The following is a 25,507-nucleotide window of genomic DNA, read 5'->3' as shown; positions in this document are numbered from 1 at the left end:
TGAAACGCGCGCTGAAAACGGCGGGCCTGTTCGACCGGGCCTGGATCGTGGAATACGCGCAGATGCCCAACCAGACCGTTCGCAAGCTGAGCGACGCCTGCACCGAGGTCACGCCCTATTTCTCGATCATCATCGTGCACGGACAGGGGCGGCGGCCATGAGCGGCTGGGTCAAGATCGCCGGGCTTGGCCCCGGAAACGAGGCGCTGGTGACCTCCGAGGTGACCGCCGCCTTGGCCGAGGCGACTGATGTGGTGGGCTATATTCCCTACGTCGCGCGGGTGGCCAAACGGCCGGGCCTGACCCTGCACGCCAGCGACAACCGAGTCGAGATCGACCGCTCGCAGCACGCGCTGCGCATGGCGGCCGAGGGCAAGCGGGTGGTCGTGGTCTCGTCGGGCGATCCGGGCGTGTTTGCCATGGCCGCCGCCGTGTTCGAGGCGCTGGAAACCGGCCCGGACACCTGGCGTGAAATCCCTGTCGAGGTTCTGCCCGGCATCACCGCCATGCTGGCCGCGGCAGCCCGGGCGGGCGCGCCGCTGGGCCATGATTTCTGCGCCATCAACCTCAGCGACAACCTCAAGCCATGGGCCGTGATCGAGAAACGCCTGCGGCTGGCCGCGCAGGCCGATTTCGCAATGGCCTTCTACAATCCACGCTCGAAGTCGCGGCCTGAAGGCTTTGTGAAGACACTGGAAATCCTGCGACAGGAATGCGAGCCCGAGCGCCTGATCCTGTTCGCCCGCGCCGTATGTCGCCCAGACGAGGCGATCCACATCGCGACCCTGGCCGAGGCAACGCCCGACATGGCCGACATGCAGACGGTGGTGATCGTCGGCTCGTCGCTGACCCGCGTCATCGACCGGCCCATAGGCCCCATCGTCTATACGCCAAGGTCCACGCCGGAATGAGCCAGCCAGTCCAAAACCCGCGGCACGCTCGTCAACTCGACCCGGCGGGGCAGCCTGGGCCGGTCGATCATCAGCACCGGGATGCCCAGCGCTCGCGCGGCGTCCAGCTTGGCGCGCGCGCCGGTGCCGCCGGCGTTCTTGGACACCACCAGTTCAGTTCGGTGCCGGCGCATCAGCGCCGTGTCTTCTTCAACCGTAAAAGGCCCGCGCGAAACGACCACGTCGCAATCGGCAAAGGGCAGAGAGGCGGGTTCGTCGACCAGCCGCAGAAGATAGTGATGCTGGGGCTGCGCCGCGAAATCCTCGAGATGCATGCGCCCCACCGCAAGGAACACCCGACGCGGCGGCCCGGCCAGCGCGGCAACGGCGCTGGCGATGTCGGGCACGCGCTGCCACCGGTCGCCGGGCGCGGCCGTCCATTCCGCGCGGGTCAACGCGGCCAGCGGCGTCTGCGTCTGCTGGCAGGCGGCGATGGTATTGCGGCTCATCCGCGCGGCAAAGGGATGGGTGGCGTCGATCACATGGGTCACGCCGTTGTCGCGGATGTGACGCGCCAGACCCTCGGCCCCGCCGAAGCCACCTACGCGCGTAGGCAGCGGTTGCGGCCGCGGGTTGTCGACCCGGCCCGCATAGGAATAGGTTGCCGCCACACCCAAATCCGCCACGGCGCGGGCCAATGCGTTGGCCTCGGTCGTGCCGCCAAGGATCAGGAGGTTGGGCATGTCTGAAACTCCGTGGCTGACCATTCTGGGCCTGGGCGAGGATGGACTGGATGGCCTGTCGGCCGCAAGCCGTCAAGAGCTGGAGCGCGCCGAGGTCATCATGGGCCCGCGCCGGCACCTGTCACTAGTTCCCGAAACCGGGGCCGAACGCATCGAATGGCCGGTGCCGTTCGCCGACGGGCTGCCCATCCTGCAGGACCTGAAGAGCCGGCGCACGGTGGTTCTGGCCTCGGGTGATCCGTTCTGGTTTGGCGCCGGGTCGGTGATCGCGCGCAATTTCGCCCATTGGGAGTGGGTGGCACGGCCGGGGCAGTCGACCTTCTCGCTGGCGGCGGCGCGATTGGGCTGGCCTCTGGAAAACGTTGCCACCTTCGGCCTGCACGCTGCCCCCCTGACCCGCCTGCGTCCGCATCTGTCGCGCGGCCTGCGCGCCATCGTCCTGCTGCGCGACGGGGCCGCTGTGGCCGAGCTGGCCCGCTATCTGACCGAGACCGGGTTCGGCGAAACGACCCTGCACGTGATGGAGGCCCTCGGCGGCCCTCGGGAACGCGCGCGCAGCATGTCCCTGACCGAAGCCCTGCTGGGCGCGTTCGAGCATCCGGTCTGCGTTGCGCTCGAGGTTTCGGGCGACGGGCGTGAGCTGCCCTTGGCCTCTGGCAAACCCGACGAGATTTTCGAAACCGATGGGCAGATCACCAAACGGCCGGTGCGCGCGCTGACACTGTCGGCGCTGGCGCCTGCGCGGGGCGAGCATCTGTGGGACATCGGCGGCGGCAGCGGATCGATCGGCATCGAATGGCTGATGTGCGACCCGTCCCTGACGGCCACCACGATCGAGCCGCGCGCAGACCGCGCCGCGCGAATCCGCGCCAATGCCGACGCGCTGGGACAGGATCGGTTGCAGGTCATCCACGGCCGGGCACCCGATGCGCTGGACGGCCTGCCCTTGCCTGACGTGGTGTTCATCGGCGGTGGGCTGAGCGACGCGCTGCTGGGCTGGCTTGCGGCCAACCTGCCCTCGGGCACCCGGCTGGTCGCCAACGCCGTGACGCTGGAAAGCGAAGCGGTGCTGAGCCAATGGCACGCCAAGTTGGGAGGCGACCTGCTGCGGATCGAGCTCGCGCAAGCCGGCGACCTCGGCCCCCGGCGCGGTTGGAAATCGGCCTATCCGGTCGTTCAGTGGAGCGTGACCCTATGATCGTAGCCGGGCTTGGGTTTTCATCCACCGCGACCTGCGCCAGCCTGCGGGCCGCGTTCGACCGCGCCACCGCCGGGCACGCGGTGGACGCGCTGGCCACCGCCGCCGACAAGGCCGGCCACCCGGCGCTGGCCGAATTTGCCGCCGCCTGCGCCCTGCCCCTGCATTTCGCGGACCCGGCCGATCTGGCCGGGCAACGCACGCTCACCTGCTCGCCCCGCAGCCGCGCCACCCATGGCACCGGCAGCGTGGCCGAAGCTTCCGCCCTCGCAGCCGCCGGACCGGGCGCGCGGCTGCTTTCACCCCGACAGATCTCGGACGACCGGCTTGCCACCTGCGCGGTCGCCATCGGAGGACAGACATGACCGTTCATTTCATAGGCGCCGGACCGGGCGCCGCCGACCTTCTGACCCTGCGCGGACGCGACATCATCGCCGCTTGCCCGGTGTGCCTGTATGCCGGGTCGCTGGTGCCCGAGGAGATCCTGGCCCACTGCCCCGAAGGCGCCCGGATCGTGAATACCGCGCCGATGGATCTGGATCAGATCATGGCCGAAATTCAAGCCGCCCATGACGCCGGTCAGGACGTGGCCCGGCTGCATTCGGGCGACCTGTCGGTCTGGTCGGCGATGGGCGAACAGATCCGGTGCCTGAAACAGATGGGCATTCCAGTCAGCGTGACCCCCGGCGTTCCGTCCTTTGCCGCCGCGGCAGCCGCTTTGGGCACCGAACTGACCCTGCCCGGGCTGGCGCAATCGGTGGTGCTGACGCGGACGCCGGGGCGCGCCTCGTCCATGCCCGAGGGCGAAACGCTGGAAAACTTCGCCCGCACCGGCGCCACACTGGCCATCCACCTGTCGATCGGCAATCTGGACAAGGTGGTGGCCGACCTGACCCCCGCCTATAGCGCCGATTGCCCGGTGGCCGTGGTGTACCGCGCCAGCTGGCCGGACGAGCGGATCATCCGCGCCACGCTGGGCACGTTGAAGGACTCGCTGGACGAAAGCATCTCGCGCACCGCGCTGATCCTGGTCGGGCCGGCACTGGCCGGTGAAGGCTTCGACGAAAGCTGTCTGTATTCAAAGACCTATGACCGTCGCTATCGTCCGCAAAGCGCCGACAGCCCGTGGTCGAGCTGGAGTCACGGCGATGACTAACCCGCCCGGACTGCTCATTTCGGCCCCATCCTCGGGGACGGGCAAGACGACCGTGATGCTGGGCCTTCTGCGCGCGCTGGCCGAGGACGGGCTGACGGTGCAGCCTTTCAAGAGCGGTCCCGACTACATCGACCCGGCCTTTCACCGGGCGGCGGCGGGGCGGGCCTCGTTCAACCTTGACAGCTGGGCGATGGGCGCGCCGTTGCTGGGCGCGATTGCGGCGCAGGCCAAAGGTGCCGACATCGTGGTGGCCGAAGGGTCGATGGGCCTGTTCGACGGAGTCACCAAGCCGGGAGAACTGGGCCACGGGTCAAGCGCCGAGACCGCGCTGCGCATGGGCTGGCCGGTGGTTCTGGTGCTGGATGTGGGTGGTCAGGCGCAATCGGCCGCCGCAACGGCGCTGGGGTTCCGGATGTATAACCCCGACCTGCCCTTTGCCGGCGTGATTCTGAACCGCTGCGCCAGCCCGCGCCACGAACGCCTGACCCGTCTGGGGATGGAGCGCGCGGGCTTGCCGGTTCTGGGCGTCCTGCCCCGACGCGGCGACCTGACCCTGCCCGAGCGGCATCTGGGCCTGATCCAGGCGGTCGAGCACCCCGATCTGGAAAGCGCGATTGCCGGCTACGCGGCCTTTCTGCGCGCGCATGTGGATCTGGAGGCGATCAAGAGGGCGGTCTCCTCGGGCCCCGCGGGGCCGTCGTCGGCCGCGCTGCCGCGCCCTCCGGCGCAACGGATCGCACTGGCCCGGGACGCGGCGTTTTCCTTTACCTATCCGCATCTTCTGGAAGGCTGGCGGGCGGCCGGGGCCGAGATTCTGCCGTTCTCTCCGCTGGCGGACGAGGCGCCGGCCCCGGATGCCGATCTGGTCTGGTTGCCCGGCGGGTACCCCGAACTGCACGCCGGAACCCTGGCTGCGGCAGACCGGTTCCTGACCGGCCTGCGCAATCATGCCGAAACGCGGCCCGTGCATGGCGAATGCGGCGGCTACATGGCCCTGGGCGAAGGGCTGATCGACAAGGATGGCACCCGCCACCGGATGGCCGGGCTGCTGGGTCTGGTCACCTCGTACGAGAAGCGCAAGTTCAACCTGGGCTATCGCCGGGCCGAGTTGCTGGCCGACATGCCCGGGTTCTCGGCCGGGACCGCGCTGCGGGGGCACGAGTTCCACTATTCCTCGATCGTCGAGCAGCCCGACGTGCCCTTGGCACGGGTTTTTGACGCCGAAGGCGCCGAAGGTCCGCAGACCGGATCGCGCCGCGGACATGTCACCGGTACGTTCTTCCATCTGATCGCAGAGGCCAGCGCATGAGCGGTTTCGTTTCCTTCATCGGGTCCGGTCCCGGCGACCCGGAATTGTTGACCCTCAAGGCCGTGGACCGGCTGCAAAAGGCCGATGCGGTACTGTTCGACGATCTCAGCAGCGGGCCGATCCTGAGCCATGCGCGCAAGGAGGCCGACCTTGTGGGCGTGGGCAAGCGCGCCGGGCGGCCCTCGCCCAAGCAGGACCATGTCAGCCGCCTGCTGGTCGAGTACGCCCAGACCGGCCAGCGGATCGTGCGGCTGAAATCGGGCGATGGCGGCCTGTTCGGACGGCTAGAGGAGGAACTGGTGGCCCTGCGCGCTGCCGGGGTCGCCTACGAGATCATTCCGGGCATCCCCTCAGCCATTGCCGCGGCTGCCGCGGCAGGCATCCCCCTGACCCGGCGGCTGACCGCGCGGCGCGTGCAGTTCGTCACCGGCCACGATGTCAGCGGGAAGCTTCCCGAGGACTTGAACCTGCCCGCGCTGGCCGACCCGGGTGCGACGACGGTGGTGTTCATGGGCAAGCGCACCTTTCCACTGCTAGCCGGCGCGCTGCACGCGCATGGGCTGCCGCTGGATACCCCCGCGCTGATGGCCGAGTCGGTCTCGACGCCTGAGCAGTCGCTGCACCGGTCCACCGTCGGTGCCTTGGCCGAGCGCCTGGGTTCCGAGATCGGCACCGCGCCAGCGCTGATCCTTTATGGTCCGCTGGCGGAGTTCGACGATGATTGATCTGGTCTTGATCGGGATCGGCACCGGCAACCCGGACCACGTGACCATGCAGGGCGCTCAGGCGATCCGCGCGGCCGATCTGATCCTGATCCCGCGCAAGGGCGCCAACAAGGCCGATCTGGCCGGTGTGCGCGAGGAAATCATCCGCAAGGTCACCGACACACCACCCCAAATCGCCTACTTCGACATCCCCGCGCGCCGGTCGCAGGATGGCTACCTGCGCGGCGTGGATGAATGGCACGACGCAATCGCCCTGCGCTGGCAGGAGGCGATGGACGAACACCCCGAGGCGCGCACCGTCGCCCTGCTGATCTGGGGCGACCCGTCGCTCTATGACAGCTCGCTGCGAATCGCGGCGCGACTGGACCCGCAGCCGAACACCAGGCTGATCCCCGGCATCACGGCGCTGCAGGCGCTGACGGCGGCCCATGCCATGCCAATCAACGAGATCGGCGCGCCTTATCTGGTCACCACCGGCCGGCGCATCCGCGACGAGGGCTGGCCCAGCGACGCCGATACGGTTGCGGTGATGCTGGATGGCGAATGTTCGTTCCAGATGCTGGACATGGCCGATTTTGACATCTGGTGGGGGGCTTACGTGGGTATGCCCGAGCAGATCCTGATCAAAGGTCCGCTGGCCGATGTGGCCGATGAGATCCTGCGCACCCGCACCGAGGCCCGCGCCTGGCACGGGTGGATCATGGATATCTATGTTCTGAAAAAGCGCGGGAATTGACGCGAAAGGTCGCAAATGGCGATTGCGCCACAGCGGCATTCACGTCTAAATGGACGGGTCTGGTCCTGCCGGAGACATCCGGATGCTAAGAGGGAATTTGGTGCGGCCTGCGCGCAGGTCAAATCCGAAGCCGCCCCCGCGACTGTAAGCGGTGAGCCCTGTTCAACCAGCCACTCCCGATCCGTTCGGGGGGAAGGCGAACAGAGGCGCTGACCCGCAAGCCAGGAGACCTGCCAGGCGAACAATGAAACACCGGCCGTCGGGTGCGGCGGCACAGGAGGACAGAAAATGACGACACAAACGCAAACCGCATCAACGGCACGCGCTGGCATTCTTTCGGCAGTGTTCGCGGCAGCCCTAGGCCTGGGGATCATCACCTTGGCTGGTCACGTTCAGGCATCGGCGCTGCATGACGCCGCGCATGACGTGCGCCACGCAACCGGCTTCCCCTGCCACTAAACCAATGTTCAGTCGCATTCTGACCAGCGCGTTGTTCGCTGGTGCTGCAGCCGGGTTGATCGTCGCCCTGCTGCAGTTGGTATTCGTGCAGCCCGTGTTGCTGCATGCTGAACTCTATGAATCCGGAGAGCTGGTGCATTTCGGAGCCGAAGCCGTCTCGGCCCATCCCGAACTGCCGGGCATGTTCTCGGACCTGACCCGCGACGGGCTGAGCGTGGTGTTCACCATGCTGACCTATACCGGCTATGCGCTGGTTCTGGTCGCCCTGATGTCGCTGGCCGATGCGCAAGGCCACCCTGTTGACGGGCGCACGGGCGTGCTGTGGGGCCTGGCCGGTTTCATCGCCTTTCACCTGGCGCCGGGCTTCACCCTGGCCCCCGAGGTTCCGGGTGTTGCCGCAGCCGACGTGTTCGCGCGGCAGATCTGGTGGTGGGCAACCGTCGCGGCTGCTGGTGTGGCCATGTGGCTGATCGCCTTTGGTGGCAACATCGTCAGCTATCTGGTTGCGGCCGTGCTGTTGATGGCCCCGCACCTGATCGGCGCGCCGGAACCCGACGTGTTCACCGGGCCGGTTCCGACCGAGATCGGGGCCCTGTTCGCAGCACGCGCCTTTGGCGTCGGCCTTGTGGCCTGGGTGCTGCTGGGTTCGTTTGCCGGGTATTTCTGGCAAAGCGAGGGCAAGCGCGTCGAAGCCGCGGCCTGAGCCCCGAAATCCCACGACCCGCCGGCGCCCAACCGGCGGGTCATTTGCTTTTCAAGGAAACATGATGACACGCTCGCTTGCTCTTTTTGCGATCGGTCTGGTCTTTGGTGGGGGTGCCGGGTTCGTGCTGGCCGCGGCCAACGGCGTCACCTTCGATGGCCACGACCATTCCGACCCCGCCCAACATGGCGGCCATCACGCCGAGGCCATGGCCCATGACCACAGCGCCGCCATCAACCTTCCCGCCGGACCTGACGCGCCGGGGCTGGAGATCGCCGTCTCCCCCGACCCGATGGCGGGTTGGAACCTGCATGTGATGCCAAAAAACTTCCGCTTCTCGCCGGAGAACGCCTCGCTGGACAACAAGCCCGGCGAAGGCCATGCGCATGTCTATGTAAACGGCGTCAAGCTGGCCCGGCTTTATGGCAACTGGATGCACATTTCGGACCTGCCCAAGGGCGACACTACCATCGAGGTCTCGCTGAACGCCAACAGCCACAGCCCGCTGGCAGTGGATGGGGTGCCGGTCAGCGCCTCGGTCACGGTTCAGGTGGACTGAAACGCGGGGATCCGCGCCCGCAGACACAAGCGAAGCCGCCCGCACGGCCGGGCGTCTTCGATCCAGCCATTCGGGCTGTTCAGAATGGTCCGGCAGGTCGCCGCAATGTCATCGGCATCGGCAACCGGATTGATCCCCGAAAACACGTAGGACGCCAGGCTTTCCCCCTGCATCGCCACCACGGTCGGCTCATTGCAACCGCTGAAACAGGCGTGCTCGGCGATCTCGACCTGCCCGTCCACGCCCGCAGCGCGCAGGGCGTCCGATACGGCCTGACGCTCGGCCGGCAAGTCGCGCTCGCCCGCGCAGCTGCTGCAGATCAAAACACGCATGCCACTCGCCTGCCTTTTCCGTTTCACACTGTCGCTTGTGCGGGTTTCGCACCCCCGGCGCAAGCCCGCCGCCCACGATATTGTGACTGTACGCACCCGGGAATTCGGGAAGACTTGGGCCAACCACGACCTGGAGAGCCCGTGATGAAACGTCTTATGTTTTTCCTCGGCCTGCTGGCGCTGCCCGCGCTTGCTGCCGATATCGAACCGCGGCCGGGTTGGGCCGTCCACCCGACGACCAAGACCCATGACGCGCTGGTGGCCGACACGATCGCAGCGGTCAAGGCAAACGGTCTGATCGTGGTAACGCAGGCCGGGCCCACCAAGGCCGCCGCCGCGCGCGGCATCACCATTCCGGGCAACCGGGTGATCGGCGTCTTCAACAACGACTATGCGGTGCGGGTTCTGGAACAATCGGTGCCCGCGATGATCGAGGCGCCGATCCGCCTGTACGTCACGGAAAACGAGGACGGGACCGCGACGCTGTCCTACAAAACGCCCACTTTGGTCTTTGCCCCCTACAACGGTGGCTCCGACGCCTTGCCCGCGATTGCCGCAGAGTTGGACGCCAAATTCGCCGCCATCGCCCAGATGGCTGTCAAATAGTCACACTGACGTGATGCGGCTTGCACCGGCCCGGAACCTCCGCAATCTGCTGCGCAACGGAACTTACGGAGCTTGTTCGATGCAGGACCTGTCCCCCCGCGCTGCGGACCTTCTGGCGCAACGGCTGTACGAGGCCGGGTGCCGCCACGCATTCGGCATGCCCGGGGGCGAGGTGTTGACCCTGGTCGATGCGCTGGAACAGGCCGGGATCACCTTTCACCTGACCAAGCACGAAAACTCGGCCGGTTTCATGGCCGAGGCGGTGCACCACCGCGACGGCGCGCCGGCGGTTCTGGTGGCGACTCTGGGTCCTGGGGCCATGAACGGCATCAATGTCGTGGCCAACGCGCTGCAGGACCGGGTGCCGATGATCGTGCTGACCGGCTGCGTCGATGCCGACGAGGCGCTGACCTACACCCATCAGGTCATGGATCATGCGCAGGTCTATCGCTCGATCACCAAGGGTACGTTCACCCTGACGGCCAAGGGCGCCGACATCATCGCCGACAAGGCCGTGTCGCTGGCCACGCAGCCACGCCCCGGGCCGGTGCATATCGACGTGCCGATCTCGGTCGCCGATACACGGGTGTCGGTCGCCAAGCGCCGACGGCTGACCCGGGCCGCCCGCGTCGCGCCCGAGGGCACATGCCTGGAGAAGGCCCGCCGCTGGGTGGCCGAGGCCGAGCGTCCGCTGGCGATCATCGGGCTGGACGTTCTGTATGACGACTCGCGCAGCGTGGTGCGGGCGTTTCTGGAACATTTCGGCATCCCGTTCGTCACCACCTACAAGGCCAAGGGCGTGGTGCCCGAGGATCACCCGCTGTGCCTGGGGGGCGCGGGGCTGTCGCCCTTGGCCGACACGCAGCTTGTGCCGCTGGTCGAACAGGCCGACCTGATCCTGTGCCTGGGCTATGACCCCATCGAAATGCGCCCCGGCTGGCGCGAGATCTGGGACCCGGACGAGAAACGCGTGATCGACATCTCGGCCGTGGTGAATGACCACTACATGCATCAGGCGGGGCTGAACCTGGTGGCCGATACCGGCGCCACGCTTGAGGCGATCGCCAAGGGCAACCCCGCCCGCCCGACCTGGCCCCAAGGCCAGCCGGCGCAGGCCAAGGCCGCCTTGGCCGCAGCCTTTCCGACCGATGACGACTGGGGCCCCGCCGCCGTGATCGCCGAGGCCCGCGACACCCTGCCCCCCGAAACACTGGCCACCGCCGACAGCGGCGCGCACCGCATCCTTCTCAGCCAGATGTGGCAATGCTCCGAGGCGCGCGGCCTGATCCAGTCGTCGGCGCTGTGTACGATGGGGTGCGCCGTTCCGATGGCGATCGGCCTGAAACTGGCCGAACCCGACCGCACGGTCATCAGCTTTTCCGGCGATGCCGGATTCCTGATGGTCGCCGGTGAGTTGTCGACCGCCGCGGAAATGGGCGGAAACCCGATCTTTCTGGTTTTTGTCGATGCCAGCCTGGCACTGATCGAGCTGAAACAGCGCCAGCGCCAGATGGGCAATCGGGGCGTCGATTTCGACCGGCATGACTATGCCGCGATGGGCCGGGCGTTCGGCGGCAACGGCCACACCGTGCGCAACCGCGCCGAACTGCGCGCGGCGCTGCAGGCCGCGATGGCCGCCGACACGTTCACCGTAATCGCCGCCGAGATCGACCGCGGAGGCTATGATGGCCGCATCTGACGGGCCGCTGAAGGGCGTCAAGGTTCTGGATCTGTCACGCATTCTGGCCGGGCCGACCTGCACGCAGCTGCTGGGCGATCTGGGAGCCAGCGTGATCAAGGTGGAAAACCCGGCCACCGGGGGCGATGACACCCGCCAATGGGGGCCGCCCTATGTCACCGACGCGGATGGCAACCCGACCGATCTGAGCGCCTATTTCATGGCCGCGAACCGCAACAAGAAATCCGTCGCCATCGACATCGCAACGCCAGAGGGGCAGGCACAGATCCGGCGGCTGGCTTCCCACGCCGACATCCTCATCGAGAATTTCAAACCCGGCGGGCTGGCCAAATACGGGCTGGACCATGAAACCCTCTCGCGGGACTTTCCGGGGCTGATCTACTGTTCGATCTCGGGCTACGGCCAGACCGGCCCGAACGCGGCCAAGCCGGGCTATGACCTGATGGCGCAGGGCTATGGCGGGATCATGTCGCTGACGGGCGAACCGGACGGAGCCCCTATGAAAGTCGGCGTGGGCATCGCCGACGTGATGTGCGGCATGTACGCGACCGTCGGCATTCTGGCGGCGCTGCGCCACCGGGATCAGACCGGCGAAGGCCAGCAGATCGACATCGCGCTGGTCGACAGCCAGATCGCATGGCTGATCAACGAGGGCGTGAACTATCTGACCTCGGGCCAGGTTCCACAGCGGCGCGGGAATGGGCACCCCAACATCGTGCCCTACGATGTCTACGAAACCGCCGATGGACACGTCATTCTGGCCGTGGGAAATGACAGCCAGTTCCGGCGCTTCTGCGGTTTTCTGGAGTTGAGCCACCTGCCCGACGACGCGCGGTTCGCCACCAACCCGGCTCGGCTGGAACACCGCGATGCATTGAACGCCGTTCTGCGGCCCGCGCTGCTGCGGCTGGAGACCAAGGCCGTCATCGACGGCCTGGAGGCGCTGAAAGTGCCGGTCGGCCCGGTTCAGACGCTGGATCAGGTCTTTGCCTCGGACCAAGTGGCGGCGCGGGGGATGCAAGTGGATATGCCAGCCCGGCCCGGCCAGGTGCGTCTGATCGGGAATCCATTGAAGTTGTCCCGCAGCCCGGTGACCTACCGCTCTGCTCCGCCCGAGTTCGGCGCTGACACGCAAGCGGTTCTGAACGCGGAAAACCCCTTCGAGGATTGAAACACTCTGCCTTTTTCGGCGGCAAGTCGCTGAAACATGTCATTGAATCGGCGATTTTTTTCGCTTTTTGCGAACACAAGCTTTCACCAATTCGAGAGCAGGCCCGATACTGTTACGTCCCGTCTGCACACTCTGCTAAGTCCAAGAGTGTGAGTTTTTGCAACCAGATTGGACCCAAGCATGCAGCAAGATGTTTTCGGACAGATGAACACCCTGACCCACCCGGACAGCGCCGAAGCGTGGAATGGTGTTCTGCTTGGCTTCATGGCTCACGCAGCGGTCACACCTCAGCATCTGGGCAAGGTGCTTGAGCTTGAACCGGGCTTTGCGCTTGGACATGCCATCAAGGGGCTGTTCATGGTTCTGTTGGGTCGCAGGGAAATGATGGAGGTCGCCCATCAGGCCGCCGCCGCCGCAAAGAATGCGGCCGCTGAGCAGCCGATTTCGGCCCGCGAGACATTGTATCTTGAGGCCCTGGATCACTGGCTGGCAGGCCAGCCCACCCGCGCCGTGCAAATCTTCGAGGCAATTCTGCGCACTCACCCCGAGGACACGCTGGCCATGAAACTCAGCCACGCGACCCGTTTCGTGTTGGGTGACTCCGCAGGAATGCGACGCTCGATCGAACGGGTTCTGCCAGCCTATGCGCCCGATCACCCCGGTCGTGGATACCTGCTTGGGTGCCATTCGTTTGCGTTGGAAGAAACCGGTGCCTATGAAAAGGCCGAGATCGCAGGGCGGCAGGCTCTGTGGATGGTCTCGGACGATGCGTGGGGCCTACACGCAGTCGCCCACGTGCACGAAATGACGGGCAATGCGCAATCCGGTCTGGACTGGCTGGCCGGGCGCGAGGCTGCCTGGTCCCACTGCAACAACTTCCGGTATCATGTGTGGTGGCACAAAGCGTTGATGCATCTGGATCTGGGTCAGATCGACCAGGTGCTTGATCTGTACGACCACGAGATTCGCCAGGACAAGACAGATGACTATCGCGATATTTCGAATGCGACCTCGCTGTTGTCGCGGCTCGAGCTTGAAGGGGTGGACATTGGCACCCGATGGGAAGAACTGGCCGACCTGAGCGCCGCCCGCACCGAAGACGGCTGTCTGATTTTCGCCGATTTGCATTACCTTCTGGCACTGACTGGTGACAACAGGCCCGACTCGACCGCCAAGTTATTGGCCCGCATTCACAAGGACTCCCAACAGCCCGCAACCGACACGGCACGTCGCATGGCCGACCCGGGCTTGGCCGCCGCCATTGGCCTTGAGGCATTTGGAAAAGGCGATTATCTCCAAGCCTTCGAGCATCTTGCAAATGCGCGAAATTCGATGCAATTGGCCGGCGGCAGTCACGCCCAGAGGGATGTTTTTGAACGCATTACAATCGATTCCGGCCTGCGTGCCGGACGCCTCGATGATGTCGAGCGCATTTTGGACGACCGCAAGGCCAAACGGTCCGGCACCGAAGACAATTACGCCCTCGCGCGCCGCGCTCTAATCAGTTCGGCCCGCGACCAATCCGGTGTGCAAAGCGTACCGGCTGAATAACAAGACGACCACAAAGGACAGAGAAACGAATGGCGACCGCATCGCCCGCTTCTGATTTTGCGCCGGTGGCGGCATCCTCCGCCCCCGCTGCCACAACCCGCGACCCGCGGCTGGATTTCTATCGCGGTATTGCGATGTTCATCATCCTGATCGCGCACATCCCGAACGACCCTTGGGCCAGATGGATCCCGGCCCGTTTCGGATTCTCGGACGCGACTGAAATCTTTGTTTTCTGCTCGGGCATGGCTTCGGCGATCGCCTTTGGCGGCGCGTTCGAACGCAAGGGCTGGTGGATAGGTACCGCCCGGGTCAGCTTCCGCATCTGGCAGGTCTACTGGGCCCATATTTGCCTGTTTTTCTTTGTCGCCATGTCCATGGCGGCACTGGATCTGTCCGGAGCCTTCGACAAAAGCTATGTCTCGGGATTGAACCTGCAGCATTTCTTCAACGACCCGATGCCACAGATGGTGGGGCTGTTCACCCTGACTTATGTGCCGAACTATTTCGACATCCTGCCGATGTACCTGGTCGTTCTGGCAATGATGCCGATGTTCATGGGCCTGTCGCGCCTCAGCATCTGGGCGGTCGGGTTGGTCTCGGTCGCGATCTGGCTGGTGGCGCAGACCGGTATGCTGGCGCTTCCGGCCGAACCGTGGTCGGACCGCCAGTGGTTCTTCAACCCGTTTGGATGGCAGTTGCTGTTTTTCACGGGCTTTGCATTCATGCGGGGCTGGATTCCTGCGCCGCCGGTTTCCAAGACGCTGATCTGGGCCGCGGCATTGTTCCTTGTCCTCTCGGCCCCGTTCGGATCGTGGAAAGTGTTCTTGTGGGTGCAGGCGGCCGCCCCGGATCTTGCCGAGAACATCCGAAAGGTCTGGCCCCTTACAAGCGAGCTGCGCGAAAAAACCGATTTCGGCCTGTTCCGGTACATGCACTTCCTGTCGCTGGCTTACCTGGGTTGGGTGGCTGCAGGGCAACATGGGCATCGCCTGATCGCCACCGGCAACACGATCGGCGCGCAGCTGTGGCGATGGATCCTGAAGCAGATCACCAAAGTGGGCCAGCAGTCCTTGGCGGTTTTTGTATTTTCCATGGCAGCAGCACGACTTATCGGCGTTTTCCTCGACGAATTTGGGCGGGATTTTGCCACCGTTCTGGCCGCAAATCTAATTGGATTTGCATTGATCATCGGCGTGGCTTATCTGGCCGCTTGGTTCAAATCACACCCATGGAAATCGAAGTCATGAAGTTCACGCGTCGTGCATTCCTTGCGTCGACTACGGCGCTGGCCTTCGCCCCGGCCACCTTTGCCACCGGTGGCGAGGTGCCATTCGACCGGGCCGACATCATCGCCCTTGCCCGCGATCTGGCCAGCCGCCCCTACGAGGCGCGCGAAACCGTTCCGCAGGCGTGGCAGGACCTCACTTACGAGCAGTACCGCTCCATCCGTTTCCGGCTGGACCGTGCACTCTGGTACGGGACCGATACGCCGTTCAACGTCGATTTCTTCACCCCCGGCCTCTACTTCCCGCGAACCGTTCAGGTCTCGGCAGTTGAGAACGGGATGATCGCGCCAGTTGCCTTCGACCTCGAGATGTTCGACCGGGCCGAGGATGTCCCCGATCTGCCCGTGGACGAAACGCTGGGTTTTTCGGGTTTCCGGCTGCGCACCGAGATGCATCGCCCTGGCAAGACGGACGAGTTCTGCGTCTTTCAGGGAGCCAGCTATTTCCGTGCCATCGGCCTGCACGAGGTCTATGGTCTGTCGGCCCGTGGTCTTGCACTAAAAACCGGGGATCCCGAGGGCGAAGAATTTCCGGATTTCATCCGATTTTGGCTGGAGCGCCCAAAGCCCGGCCAGCGCAACATGATCGTTCACGCCCTGATGGACAGCCCCAGTGTGACCGGCGCCTACCGGTTCGATATCTCGGCCGGCGCTGACTGCATCATGGAGGTGCAGGCAACCTTGTTTGCTCGGGAAGAACTTCCCCATGTCGGGATCGCTCCGGGGACGTCGATGTTCCTATTCGATCAGACCAATCACAACCGGTTCGACGATTTCCGTCCGGCCGTGCATGACAGCGACGGGCTGATGATCCGAAACGGGGCGGGAGAAGTGATTTGGCGCCCGCTCGCCAATCCCAAGCGATTGCAGGTGTCCTCATTCGTCGACATGAATCCTCGCGGGTTCGGACTGATGCAGCGCAAACGCGCGTTTTCCGACTATGCCGACCTCGAGGCGCAATACCACAAGCGCCCCGGCCTTTGGGTCGAGCCGATGGGCGATTGGGGTAAAGGTACGGTCACTCTGGTCGAAATTCCGGCCGATCAGGAGATCTACGACAACATTGTCGCCTATTGGCGTCCTGCGGAACCGGTCGCTGCCGGTGCTCAGCTCGACTTGTCGTACCGCCTGATCTGGGGCGAGGAACCTCAGCGGACCACCATGCCGCGGGTGATCAACACCGCAATGGGCGAGAACACTTTCGGGGAAGGACGGCTTGCGGTGATCGACTTCGAAGCCAGCGAGTTGTTAGACGATCCGGACGCCCTCAGCGTGTTCGTGCAGTCGCCTCATGCGGAAACCTCGGACGGGGTTCTGCAACGCAACCCGGATACGGGCGGTTTGCGTCTGGCCTTTTCGTTTCAACCCGGCGACCGCGACCACGTAGAATTGCGCGCGCAACTGAGGCTGGGTGACGAGCCCGCCTCGGAAGTCTGGATGTACAGATGGACAGCATAATCCCGGACCTGAAAATCATGCCGCCCGAGGCACCGCTGGCAATGCCGGAGCAGGACTTTGGCGCCGGGTTTCGAGACGCCCAAGCACCTGCGGATGCCCGCCGGTCGTCGGCTGGCCTTTGGCGCGCATTGGCGTTTTCCCCGGCCATGGCCGCCTCGGTTGCTTTGCTGTGGGTCATGGCGGACTGGTTCGACGCCGAAGGGATAAACGTGGTCGAAGCGATCCTGTTGGCATTGATTTCGTTCAATTTCTTCTGGATTTCCTTCACGGTCTGCACCGTCCTGCTGGGAATGGTCTCTCTGGCCCGGCAAGAGCGTCCGGTACGGCAGGGTCGCGCGCAGCCACTGCGGGTTGCTTTGCTGATGCCCGTCTACAACGAAGTGCCGTGGAACGTGTTGGGCAATGCCCGCACGATGCTGGAAGAATTGCGCGCCCGAGGGGGCAAGCATCACTATGCGATGTTCATCCTGTCAGACACCCGCGATCCGGAAATCGCGGCCCAGGAACAGGCCAGCATCGAGGCGTTGCGCACCACGCTCGCCCCGGGGCTTGAGCTGTATTACCGACGCAGAGAACAGAATACGGACCGCAAGGTCGGCAATATTGCTGATTGGGTCAGCCGCTGGGGTGGCGCTTGGGATGCAATGCTGGTTCTGGACGCCGACAGTCTGATGACCGGGCGCGCGATCGCGCGGCTGACCGACGCGCTGGCCCGCGATCCCGGCGCCGGCCTGATCCAAAGCTATCCGCAACTGATCGGTGCCCAGTCCGTCTTTGCCCGGATGCAGCAGTTCGCCAATGGTGTATACGGCATCGCATTTGCAGAGGGCCTGTCCCGTTGGTGTGGCCAGGAAGGCAACTATTGGGGCCACAACGCCATCATCCGCACCAAGGCCTTTGCGACCTGTGCGGGTCTGCCCAAGCTGCGCTCGCTCTCGGGCCAGGAACAACTGATCATGAGCCACGACTTCGTCGAGGCCGGGTTGCTGCGCCGCGCCGGTTGGGGCGTTCGCTTTCTGCCGCGCATCCGAGGCTCGTACGAGGAAACACCGCCGACATTGATCGACCACGCCCTACGCGACCGCCGCTGGTGCCAGGGCAACCTGCAGCATCTGCGTCTGCTCGGCTCGACCGGGTTTCGGGCCGTGTCGCGGTTTCATCTGTTCCACGGCGCCGTCGGATACCTGATGTCACCCTTGTGGTTCGCACTGCTGGTCATGTGGGCGTTGATCGGTCAGGGCAAGGATGCTTCGGTGCTGCACTATTTCAGCCCGGATAATCCGATGTTCCCCCAGTGGCCGGAAATGACCGAAACGCGGCACGTTCTGATCATCCTTGTCATGTACGCGATGCTGCTGGCCCCCAAGATTCTGGGTGCCCTGGCATTGCCCCTCAGCGGTGTTCGCTATGACGATTTCGGCGGCCGGACCCGGTTTCTTGCGTCACTCCTGTTCGAGGTCGTGCTGTCGATCCTGTACGCACCGATACTGATGGTGCAGCAGATGATCGCCGTGTTCCGCACCCTTCTCGGTGTGCAAAAAGGCTGGACCCCGCAGGCACGGGATGGCGGCACCTATGGGCTGCGGACGCTGATCGTGTGTCACGCGCTCGAAACCATCAGCGGCTTCGCGCTGAGCGCGGGTATCCTGGCCGGGTTGGTCTCGGTCTGGTTGGCTCCGATCGCCATCAGCCTGACCTTTGCGGTACCGCTCTCCGCACTCAGCGGCGTATCTGCGGCAGCAGCGCGTCGCATGGTCGGCATGCCCGAGGATTTCCACGAGCCCGCCATCACGCGGGCGGCACGTTCGCATCGCAACGAGTTGAAACGCCTGATCGAGGGCAAAGGAACCATGACCCCGGCGGAATGATCACCCGCCGGGCAACCCTTCGTACCAATCCAGCATCATGTCGGCCCAGCCCCGCGGAACTGTATGACCGCCGGGAAACAGAGCGAACTCCAATGCGCTGCCGTCAGCACAGGCGGTCCACTTGCGGCGCATGAATTGGCCTGTCGTTGAATACCCGTCCGGACGGTTGTCGGCGCATTCGTTGGCCTGCCGCCAGATTTCAAGCCCGGCGAAGATGTCGCCCTGAAGGAACCGACCGCCGCCCAGTGCGCGCCCCTCCAGCGGCACCACGTTGTCGGTCCAGCCATGTGTGTGGAACAGGCGCACGGGCCCCGCACAACTTTCGGGATGCGGGCGCCAGAATCCGCCTGAGACCGGCACATAGGCCGAGAATGCCTCGGGATCGGCGCAGGCCAGATAGTTCGCCATAAAGCCGCCGGCCGAGAATCCTCCCAGCACCACGCGATGGTCATCGATCCCGAACCGTTGGACCGCATCCGCAACAACCTCCTTCAGGAACGCGGCTTCGTCTCGCCCGTCCCACCCCGGATAGAAGTTCCAGCTCTTTCGCCCGTTGCGCTCGGCCCCCTCGGGTGCCATGACCGCATATCCCCGCGCCAGCAAGGGTTCGACCATGCCGCGGTTTTTCATGGTTCCCTGCGCGCTACCGCCATACCCGTGCAGGAACACGACCAACGGCGGGTTGGAGTCTTCCGGCAGCTCGATGCGATAGCTTCCGGTTTTAGTCTCGCAAACACCCTGATCCTGCCCACACGCGGCCAATGCCGGAGTTGCGGCGGTTGCGATCAACACAGCCAACAGATCCCTGAGCCTCATCACGCCCCCTCCGAATACGCCTGCACCGGCAGCCCGGCCCGCACCCAGCCCGGACCTGCGGCTGACCCCAGCATCCCTTCGGGCACGTCAAGAATGTTGCCGTAGCCCGCCTCGGTCAACCTGTTGCCCAGCCGCGCTGACCGCACACCACGGGCGCAGATCAAGGCAATCGGCCGCCCCTTGTCACCGCCAGACAGGCGATCCAACACATCCAGAAAGTCTTCACGGCGCATGTCCAGCGGTTGGGCGCCCTGCCCGATGCCTGAGGCCCGCCATTCGCGCGGGGTCCGAATGTCGAGCAACAGGATTTCCCCTGCAACAGCCTTTTCGTGCGCCTGAGCGACGGTCAACGTACCGCCAGAAAAGTCTTCGGGGATCAGACGGTATTCACGGATCGCAAAACCCGCGAGAACAGCGGCCGCGCCCCCAAGGAACACGCCTCTGCGGCTGAGCCTGGTTGTGATCGCCAATGTGCACCCTCCGGTTTCTCCAAGCCGGTTTTATCACGGGTCCGCCTCCGACGCTGCGCCGAAAAGCCGGGTACGGATCAAGTTCGCGTCATTTTCGCGCAGGCTTTGGCCAAAAATTCGCGGGGAGTAGTGCAAGGTGAAAAACTTGCAATAGCTGGACAGTCAATAAATTATCCTTACAAAATCAACAGCACCCTGACCGCTCAGCCCGGAGTATCGCAGTTGTCCCTATTCCTTATCGCGGCCCTTCCCTTCCTCGGAGCTGTCTTTCCCGCCCTGCTGATCCGCGCCGGGCGCAACGCAGCCGCGTCGGCAGCGGGATTGACCACGTTTCTGGCCTTGATGGGGCTGCTGATTCATATCCCGGACGTCATGAACGGCACGGTGGTCACCGCGCGGTTCGACTGGATTCCAGGGCTGGGGTTGAATGCCAATTTCATGCTGGACGGGCTAGGATTTCTGTTCGCGCTGCTGATCCTTGGCATTGGTCTGCTGATCATCCTGTACGCGCGGTTCTACCTGTCGCGTGAAGACCCAATGGGGCAATTCTATACCTATCTCCTGCTGTTCCAGGGCGCGATGGTCGGTATCGTTCTGTCCGACAACATACTGCTTTTGCTGGTTTTCTGGGAATTGACCTCGCTCAGTTCGTTCTTGCTCATCGGCTATTGGAAACACCTGCCCGAAGGTCGCCAGGGCGCGCGGATGGCGCTGGCGGTCACCGGGTCCGGCGGGCTGGCGATGATCGCGGGGATGCTGATCCTCGGCAATATCGTGGGGTCCTATGACCTGAGCGTGATCCTCCAGAACCGCGAACTGATCCAGTCTTCGCCCTACTACCTGCCGGCGTTGATACTGATCCTGCTGGGATGTTTCACCAAGTCGGCCCAGTTCCCGTTCCATTTCTGGCTGCCGCATGCAATGGCCGCTCCAACGCCGGTTTCGGCCTATCTGCACTCGGCCACGATGGTGAAGGCTGGCCTGTTTCTGATGGCGCGCATGTGGCCGGTTCTGGCCGGGACCGAGGCGTGGTTCTACATCGTCGCCACCACCGGCCTGGTGACCATGCTGATCGGCGCGGTGATCGCGCTGTTCAAGGATGACCTCAAGGCGTTGCTGGCCTTTTCGACGGTGTCGCATCTGGGGCTGGTCACGATGCTGCTGGGCTTTGGCACCAAGATCGCCGTCGTCGCGGCCATCTTCCACATCATCAACCACGCCACCTTCAAGGCCGCCCTGTTCATGACTGCCGGTATCGTGGACCACGAAACCGGCACCCGGAACATCAAGCGCCTGGGCGGGCTGCGCCATTTGATGCCGATCACCTTTTCGATCGGAACAATCGCTGCCTTGTCCATGGCAGGGATTCCACCTTTGAACGGATTCCTGTCGAAGGAAATGATGCTGGAAGAAACCGTGCACACGGTCTGGCGAAACTCGCACTATCTGGTGCCAGCCCTGGCCCTGGTAGCCGCGATCTTCTCTGCCGCATATTCCTTCCGGTTCGTGTCCCACGTCTTCCTGGGCCCTGAACGCGAGGATTACCCTGCGCACCCGCATGACCCGCCGGTGGGGCTGTGGCTGGCTCCGGCATTCCTGGTCGTGCTGGTCGTGCTGATCGGCCTGAACTCGGCCGCCATCGTCGGCCCCTTGGTTGCGGTTGTGTCTTCCGCAGTGATCGGCGGCGAGAAGCTGCCCTATTACTCACTGAAGCTGTGGCACGGGTTCACGCCTGCCTTGTACATGTCGATCGTCGCAACTTTTGGCGGCCTCTTCCTGTTGGCTTTGCACCGCCGCGGCGAGCAGGTCTGGAATATCCTGCCCCGCCCCGAGGCCAAGACCATCTTCGACGCCGTGATAGGCGGATTGACCGCCGCCAGCCGGTGGATCACGGACGAGCTGCACAACGGTGTCATCAGCCGCTATGCGATCATCCTGATCGCCTTTACGGTCGGCCTTGGATACTATGCCTATTCGACCGGCACGATTGGCGTGGAAACGCGGGTTCCGCTGCCGGCTCCAATCATTCCGATCATCGGCTGGCTGTGCCTGATCGTGGCGACGATGGGCATCATGTGGTTCCACCGGAACCGTTTGCTGTCGCTTGTTTTGATCGGTGTCGTCGGCCTGATCGTGTCGATGGCCTTCAACTATCTGTCCGCGCCTGATCTAGCCCTGACGCAGATCTCGGTCGAAGTCGTCACGATGATACTGCTGCTGCTGTCGCTGAATTTCCTGCCGACCGAGACCCCATGGGACAGCAGCGCGGCACGGCGTTGGCGTGATGCCGCCATTTCGGTAGTGGCCGGTATCGGCGCCGGGGGCTTGATCTATGCGCTCATGCTGCGCGATTTCGCCTTCCCGACGATTTCGGAGTTCCACCTGGCCAATTCCTACAAGGGTGGCGGAGGCACCAACGTGGTCAACGTGATCCTGGTGGACTTCCGGGGATTTGATACCTTCGGCGAGATCATCGTGCTGGGGATCGCGGCCTTGATCATCTTTGCCCTGACCGAGGCCGTGCTGGGCACCAGTGTCCGCGCCTACCTGCTGAACCGCAAACCGCACTGGCCCCAGTCAGGTGACTCACACCCGCTGATGATGGTTGTTGCCACACGTGTGATGATGCCGATCGCCCTTATGGTGGGCGCCTACATCTTCTTCCGGGGGCACAACCAGCCCGGAGGCGGGTTCATCGCCGGTCTGGTGGTCGCGATCGCCTTCCTGATGCAATACATGGCCAGCGGCTATACCTGGGCGATCGAGCGGCAGCGGTTCTACTACCATGGCACAATCGGCTGGGGTGTTCTGATCGCTGCGGCCACGGGTTTGGGCGCCTGGTTCAACGAGCGGCCCTTCCTGACCAGCGATTTCGGCTATCTGCATTGGCCGCCGCTGGAAGAGTTCGAATGGGCCACGGCCATGCTGTTCGACACAGGCGTGTTCCTTGCCGTTCTTGGCGCCGTGATGTTGGCGCTGGACAGCCTGTCGCGCTTTGCGTGGCGGCCGGGCATGGCACAGGAATTCCCGATGGACATCAACCCGTTGCGGGATGATCTGGCCGAAGAGCAAGAAAAAGCGAAGGAGCAAGGCTGATGGAAGCACTCGTCGCATCGGCCGTTGGCGTTCTGACCGCCGCAGGGATCTTTCTGATCCTGCGCCGTCGGACCTTTCCGGTCATCCTGGGCCTGTCTCTGCTGACCTATGCGGTCAACGTGTTCCTGTTCGCCACGGGACGGCTGGCCGTGAACGCGCCTGCAGTTCTGAACAAATACGAAGAGGTTCCCTATACTGATCCATTGCCGCAGGCCCTTGTGCTGACGGCGATTGTGATCTCGTTCGGGATGACAGCTGTGATCGTGATGATCGCTCTGGGCGCCTACCTGTCTTCGAAGGATGACCATATAGACATGGCCGCGCAGGACAGCGTGGATGACGCAGGAGAAGACGCATGAACCACTGGATCGTTGCGCCGATCGTCCTGCCCGCGATCCTGGCCCCCTTCATCATCATGGTTCTGCGGTACCATCTGGACCTGCAGCGCATCTTTTCAGTCGCCGGTGTGGTGGGCTTGCTCGGCATCGCGCTGACCATCACTGCGCAGGCGGCGGGCGGCGAGATTCATGTCTACGAACTGGGCGATTGGCCAGCCCCGTTTGGCATTGTTCTGGTCCTTGACCGGTTGTCCGCGATGATGGTGTTGCTGACGGCGTTGCTGGCCTTGCCTGTCGTGCTTTACGCCATCGCGTCCGGGTGGGACGAACGCGGCAACCACTTTCACCCGTTGTTCCAATTCCAGCTGATGGGTGTCTGCGGCGCCTTCCTGACCGGGGACGCTTTCAACCTGTTCGTATTTTTTGAGGTGTTGTTGATCGCCTCCTACGGCCTGATGACCCATGGCGGCGGCGCGGTACGCCTGAAGGCCGGGGTGCAATACGTCACCTACAACCTCTTGGGGTCAACTCTGTTCCTGTTTGCATTAGGCACGATCTATTCGGTTACCGGTACCCTGAACATGGCCGACCTCGCCGTGCGCGTCGCGGAAATTCCGGCCGAAGACACCGCCCTGTTGCGCGTGGGTGCGGTTCTTCTGCTGCTGGTCTTCTGCATCAAGGCCGCTGTCCTGCCGCTGCATTTCTGGCTGCCGGCCAGCTATGCCAACGCGCCGCTGCCAGTTGCCGCGCTGTTTGCGATCATGACCAAGGTGGGGGCCTATTCGATCCTGCGGGTCTATACTTTGGCATTCGGCCCGGATGTTGCCGTCACCAAAGGACTGGTTGGTGACTGGCTACAACCTGCCGCGCTGGTGACCCTTGCCATCGGCTCGATCGGTATTCTGGGCACGCGGCACATCGCGCGCATGGTTGCGTTTTGCGCCATCGCCTCGATGGGAACGCTGCTGGTGGCTATTTCTTTGTTCACCGAGACGGCCACAGCCGCCGCTCTGTACTACGTTTACCATTCAACCTTGGCGACCGCGCTGCTGTTCCTGGTGGCCGATCTGGTGATGGAACGTCGAGGAGGGGCCATTGCGCCCCGCCCCCCGATGCCGCAAAGCGGGCTGATCTCGGCGCTGTTCTTCGTAGGAGCCATAGCGATGGCGGGCATGCCGCCGTTGTCGGGGTTCATCGGCAAGCTTCTGGTGCTGGATGCGTCTTGGTATGCGCCGGATGCCACTGCGGTCTGGGCGGTCGTTCTGATTGGATCCTTTGTCACCATCGTGGGTCTGGCTCGCGCCGGGTCCCTGATCTTCTGGAAAAGCTATGACGCGAGCACCCAGATCGACCCGGAACCCGAAACCGAGGCCACCAACGATGATGGACCGCCGCACCGGCCCGCGCCTGAACCGCAGCCGGGGCTGGCGTTCACCTCGGTGTCCGGAGTGGTTCTGGGCCTCGTCCTGCTGACTCTGTTCGCCGGGCCCTCGCTGGACTACACTCGCAAGACCGCCGCGCAACTGTTCGCGCCGGAACAGTACATCTCGGCCGTATTGGGAAGGGAAGACTGATGAAACTGCTGCGCCGGATATTCCCCCACCCGCATCTGAGCTTCCTGCTGACTCTGGTCTGGGTGCTGTTGGCCAACGCGCCCTCGCTGAACTCGTTGGTGTTTGGATTGCTTCTGGGGATCATCATTCCCTTCATCACCCAACCCTACTGGCCCGACCGGCCCATCCTGCGGAACTGGCCCATGGTCGTTGAGTACATGATCGTGGTTCTGTGGGACATCGTGGTGGCCAACGTGACCGTGGCCCGCATCATCCTGTTCAAACGCGACGCGGACAGACAACCGAACTGGATCTCGATCCCGCTGGAACTGCGCACACCCGAAGCGATCACGGTACTGGCTGGAACCATCACCATGACTCCGGGCACCGTCAGTTGCGACCTCTCGGCCCAAGGGCATTGTCTGCTGGTCCATTGCCTGGACGCTCCGGATCCGGGCGCGGTACGAGACCAGATCAAGCAGCGTTACGAGCGCCGCCTGAAGGAGATTTTCGAATGATCGAATATGCAATCTATTTTGCCTTTGCCTGCTTTGGGGCCGCGATCATGATGTGCCTGTGGCGGATCATCACCGCCGACGGTGTGGGAACGCGAGTGCTCGCCCTTGATACGATGGTGATCAACACCATCGCCCTGATGATCCTGTACGGCCTGCATCTGGGCACCGAGATCTTTTTCGAAGCCGCCATGATCATTGCCATGCTGGGCTTTGTTTCGACCGTGGCCTATGCGCGCTTTATGCTGCGCGGCAACATCATCGAGTGAGGC

General features: G+C 64.0%; 26 protein-coding genes, 1 pseudogene and 1 riboswitch. Of the genes and pseudogenes, 23 read left to right on the top strand and 4 right to left on the bottom strand.

What is annotated here, in order from left to right; translation table 11 throughout:
- Both AC2FM5_RS08695 and cobJ read left to right on the top strand, forming a co-directional pair.
- Positions 1–161: pseudogene (locus AC2FM5_RS08695) on the top strand (precorrin-2 C(20)-methyltransferase); the annotation flags it as partial.
- Entirely contained in the window at positions 158–910 is a 753-nt protein-coding gene (gene cobJ, locus AC2FM5_RS08690) for a precorrin-3B C(17)-methyltransferase (RefSeq protein ID WP_170438064.1), read from the top strand. The pseudogene AC2FM5_RS08695 and the gene cobJ, both read left to right, overlap by 4 nt.
- Here cobJ and AC2FM5_RS08685 read toward each other — a convergent pair.
- Positions 883–1,632: a cobalt-precorrin-6A reductase gene (locus AC2FM5_RS08685; RefSeq protein WP_496735056.1), complete on the bottom strand. Its 750-nt coding sequence runs from the start codon at positions 1,630–1,632 to the stop codon at positions 883–885. The genes cobJ and AC2FM5_RS08685 overlap by 28 nt on opposite strands.
- On the opposite strand from AC2FM5_RS08685, the gene cbiE reads away from it, so the two are divergent.
- From cbiE to AC2FM5_RS08640, 9 genes are all read left to right on the top strand, one after another.
- Positions 1,631–2,830 (top strand): precorrin-6y C5,15-methyltransferase (decarboxylating) subunit CbiE, encoded by a 1,200-nt coding sequence (gene cbiE, locus AC2FM5_RS08680; RefSeq protein ID WP_496735054.1) that lies wholly within the window; start codon positions 1,631–1,633, stop codon positions 2,828–2,830. The two genes, AC2FM5_RS08685 and cbiE, sit on opposite strands and share 2 nt — an antisense overlap.
- A complete protein-coding gene (locus AC2FM5_RS08675) occupies positions 2,827–3,195 on the top strand; it encodes a cobalamin biosynthesis protein (protein WP_170370991.1) in 369 nt (122 codons plus the stop codon). Before cbiE ends, AC2FM5_RS08675 begins: the two co-directional genes overlap by 4 nt.
- On the top strand, positions 3,192–3,986 hold the full coding sequence (gene cobM, locus AC2FM5_RS08670; RefSeq protein ID WP_496735052.1) for a precorrin-4 C(11)-methyltransferase: 795 nt from the start codon (positions 3,192–3,194) through the stop codon (positions 3,984–3,986). Before AC2FM5_RS08675 ends, cobM begins: the two co-directional genes overlap by 4 nt.
- Positions 3,979–5,295: a cobyrinic acid a,c-diamide synthase CobB gene (locus AC2FM5_RS08665; protein WP_496735050.1), complete on the top strand. Its 1,317-nt coding sequence runs from the start codon at positions 3,979–3,981 to the stop codon at positions 5,293–5,295. Before cobM ends, AC2FM5_RS08665 begins: the two co-directional genes overlap by 8 nt.
- Complete coding sequence (gene cobA / locus AC2FM5_RS08660) at positions 5,292–6,020, top strand: uroporphyrinogen-III C-methyltransferase (RefSeq protein WP_170443308.1); 729 nt, start codon at positions 5,292–5,294, stop codon at positions 6,018–6,020. Before AC2FM5_RS08665 ends, cobA begins: the two co-directional genes overlap by 4 nt.
- Positions 6,013–6,756 carry a precorrin-6A synthase (deacetylating) gene (gene cobF / locus AC2FM5_RS08655; RefSeq protein WP_496735048.1) on the top strand — a complete coding sequence of 248 codons (744 nt, stop codon included), beginning with the start codon at positions 6,013–6,015 and terminating at the stop codon, positions 6,754–6,756. Before cobA ends, cobF begins: the two co-directional genes overlap by 8 nt.
- A 43-nt stretch (positions 6,757–6,799) precedes the next feature.
- Positions 6,800–7,008, top strand: a riboswitch (cobalamin riboswitch).
- Between the two features lie 36 nt (positions 7,009–7,044).
- Positions 7,045–7,215 (top strand): CbtB domain-containing protein, encoded by a 171-nt coding sequence (locus AC2FM5_RS08650; protein WP_005981986.1) that lies wholly within the window; start codon positions 7,045–7,047, stop codon positions 7,213–7,215.
- Positions 7,216–7,219: 4 nt separating this feature from the next.
- On the top strand, positions 7,220–7,918 hold the full coding sequence (locus AC2FM5_RS08645; RefSeq protein ID WP_496735046.1) for a CbtA family protein: 699 nt from the start codon (positions 7,220–7,222) through the stop codon (positions 7,916–7,918).
- 64 nt (positions 7,919–7,982) lie between these two features.
- Positions 7,983–8,477 carry a hypothetical protein gene (locus AC2FM5_RS08640; RefSeq protein WP_170338190.1) on the top strand — a complete coding sequence of 165 codons (495 nt, stop codon included), beginning with the start codon at positions 7,983–7,985 and terminating at the stop codon, positions 8,475–8,477.
- On the opposite strand, the gene AC2FM5_RS08635 is transcribed toward AC2FM5_RS08640, so the two are convergent.
- Positions 8,465–8,809, bottom strand: a complete 345-nt coding sequence (locus tag AC2FM5_RS08635) for a DUF1636 family protein (RefSeq protein WP_170438629.1) — start codon at positions 8,807–8,809, stop codon at positions 8,465–8,467. The genes AC2FM5_RS08640 and AC2FM5_RS08635 overlap by 13 nt on opposite strands.
- A 144-nt stretch (positions 8,810–8,953) precedes the next feature.
- Between AC2FM5_RS08635 and AC2FM5_RS08630 the strand changes: the two genes are divergently transcribed.
- From AC2FM5_RS08630 to mdoH, 7 genes are all read left to right on the top strand, one after another.
- Complete coding sequence (locus tag AC2FM5_RS08630; protein WP_170358436.1) at positions 8,954–9,415, top strand: DUF302 domain-containing protein; 462 nt, start codon at positions 8,954–8,956, stop codon at positions 9,413–9,415.
- Between the two features lie 79 nt (positions 9,416–9,494).
- On the top strand, positions 9,495–11,114 hold the full coding sequence (locus AC2FM5_RS08625) for a thiamine pyrophosphate-binding protein (protein ID WP_496735043.1): 1,620 nt from the start codon (positions 9,495–9,497) through the stop codon (positions 11,112–11,114).
- The gene (locus AC2FM5_RS08620; RefSeq protein WP_170443314.1) at positions 11,101–12,285 is read left to right on the top strand and encodes a CaiB/BaiF CoA transferase family protein; all 1,185 of its coding nucleotides are present in this window, start codon (positions 11,101–11,103) and stop codon (positions 12,283–12,285) included. The genes AC2FM5_RS08625 and AC2FM5_RS08620 overlap by 14 nt, the downstream gene beginning before the upstream one ends.
- A 180-nt stretch (positions 12,286–12,465) precedes the next feature.
- Positions 12,466–13,836, top strand: a complete 1,371-nt coding sequence (locus AC2FM5_RS08615) for a tetratricopeptide repeat protein (protein ID WP_170599303.1) — start codon at positions 12,466–12,468, stop codon at positions 13,834–13,836.
- A gap of 29 nt (positions 13,837–13,865) precedes the next feature.
- The gene (locus AC2FM5_RS08610) at positions 13,866–15,083 is read left to right on the top strand and encodes an OpgC family protein (protein ID WP_496735040.1); all 1,218 of its coding nucleotides are present in this window, start codon (positions 13,866–13,868) and stop codon (positions 15,081–15,083) included.
- Complete coding sequence (locus AC2FM5_RS08605) at positions 15,080–16,579, top strand: OpgD/OpgG family glucan biosynthesis protein (protein WP_496735059.1); 1,500 nt, start codon at positions 15,080–15,082, stop codon at positions 16,577–16,579. Before AC2FM5_RS08610 ends, AC2FM5_RS08605 begins: the two co-directional genes overlap by 4 nt.
- Positions 16,567–18,447 (top strand): glucans biosynthesis glucosyltransferase MdoH, encoded by a 1,881-nt coding sequence (gene mdoH / locus AC2FM5_RS08600; RefSeq protein ID WP_496735038.1) that lies wholly within the window; start codon positions 16,567–16,569, stop codon positions 18,445–18,447. The genes AC2FM5_RS08605 and mdoH overlap by 13 nt, the downstream gene beginning before the upstream one ends.
- Here the strand turns inward: mdoH and AC2FM5_RS08595 are convergent, their stop codons facing one another.
- Both AC2FM5_RS08595 and AC2FM5_RS08590 read right to left on the bottom strand, forming a co-directional pair.
- Positions 18,448–19,263 (bottom strand): CE1 family esterase, encoded by an 816-nt coding sequence (locus tag AC2FM5_RS08595; RefSeq protein ID WP_475144541.1) that lies wholly within the window; start codon positions 19,261–19,263, stop codon positions 18,448–18,450. It lies immediately after the preceding gene.
- Positions 19,263–19,733: a rhodanese-like domain-containing protein gene (locus tag AC2FM5_RS08590; protein WP_170402048.1), complete on the bottom strand. Its 471-nt coding sequence runs from the start codon at positions 19,731–19,733 to the stop codon at positions 19,263–19,265. The genes AC2FM5_RS08595 and AC2FM5_RS08590 overlap by 1 nt, the downstream gene beginning before the upstream one ends.
- A 222-nt stretch (positions 19,734–19,955) precedes the next feature.
- Between AC2FM5_RS08590 and AC2FM5_RS08585 the strand changes: the two genes are divergently transcribed.
- From AC2FM5_RS08585 to AC2FM5_RS08565, 5 genes are read left to right on the top strand one after another with little or no spacing between them, the layout of a single operon-like run.
- A complete protein-coding gene (locus AC2FM5_RS08585) occupies positions 19,956–22,829 on the top strand; it encodes a monovalent cation/H+ antiporter subunit A (RefSeq protein WP_496735035.1) in 2,874 nt (957 codons plus the stop codon).
- Positions 22,829–23,188 carry a Na+/H+ antiporter subunit C gene (locus tag AC2FM5_RS08580; protein ID WP_170337694.1) on the top strand — a complete coding sequence of 120 codons (360 nt, stop codon included), beginning with the start codon at positions 22,829–22,831 and terminating at the stop codon, positions 23,186–23,188. The genes AC2FM5_RS08585 and AC2FM5_RS08580 overlap by 1 nt, the downstream gene beginning before the upstream one ends.
- Positions 23,185–24,741 carry a monovalent cation/H+ antiporter subunit D gene (locus AC2FM5_RS08575; RefSeq protein WP_496735033.1) on the top strand — a complete coding sequence of 519 codons (1,557 nt, stop codon included), beginning with the start codon at positions 23,185–23,187 and terminating at the stop codon, positions 24,739–24,741. The genes AC2FM5_RS08580 and AC2FM5_RS08575 overlap by 4 nt, the downstream gene beginning before the upstream one ends.
- Positions 24,741–25,238, top strand: coding sequence for a Na+/H+ antiporter subunit E (locus tag AC2FM5_RS08570; RefSeq protein ID WP_170337690.1), 498 nt, complete (start codon positions 24,741–24,743; stop codon positions 25,236–25,238). The genes AC2FM5_RS08575 and AC2FM5_RS08570 overlap by 1 nt, the downstream gene beginning before the upstream one ends.
- On the top strand, positions 25,235–25,504 hold the full coding sequence (locus tag AC2FM5_RS08565) for a K+/H+ antiporter subunit F (protein WP_093962617.1): 270 nt from the start codon (positions 25,235–25,237) through the stop codon (positions 25,502–25,504). The genes AC2FM5_RS08570 and AC2FM5_RS08565 overlap by 4 nt, the downstream gene beginning before the upstream one ends.
- The last annotated feature ends 3 nt before the right edge of the window (positions 25,505–25,507 follow it).

The organism is Ruegeria sp. BHSA162 (assembly GCF_059613385.1).
Note: the sequence above shows the minus strand (reverse complement) of the source record. Positions and strands in the feature narration are given on the sequence as shown.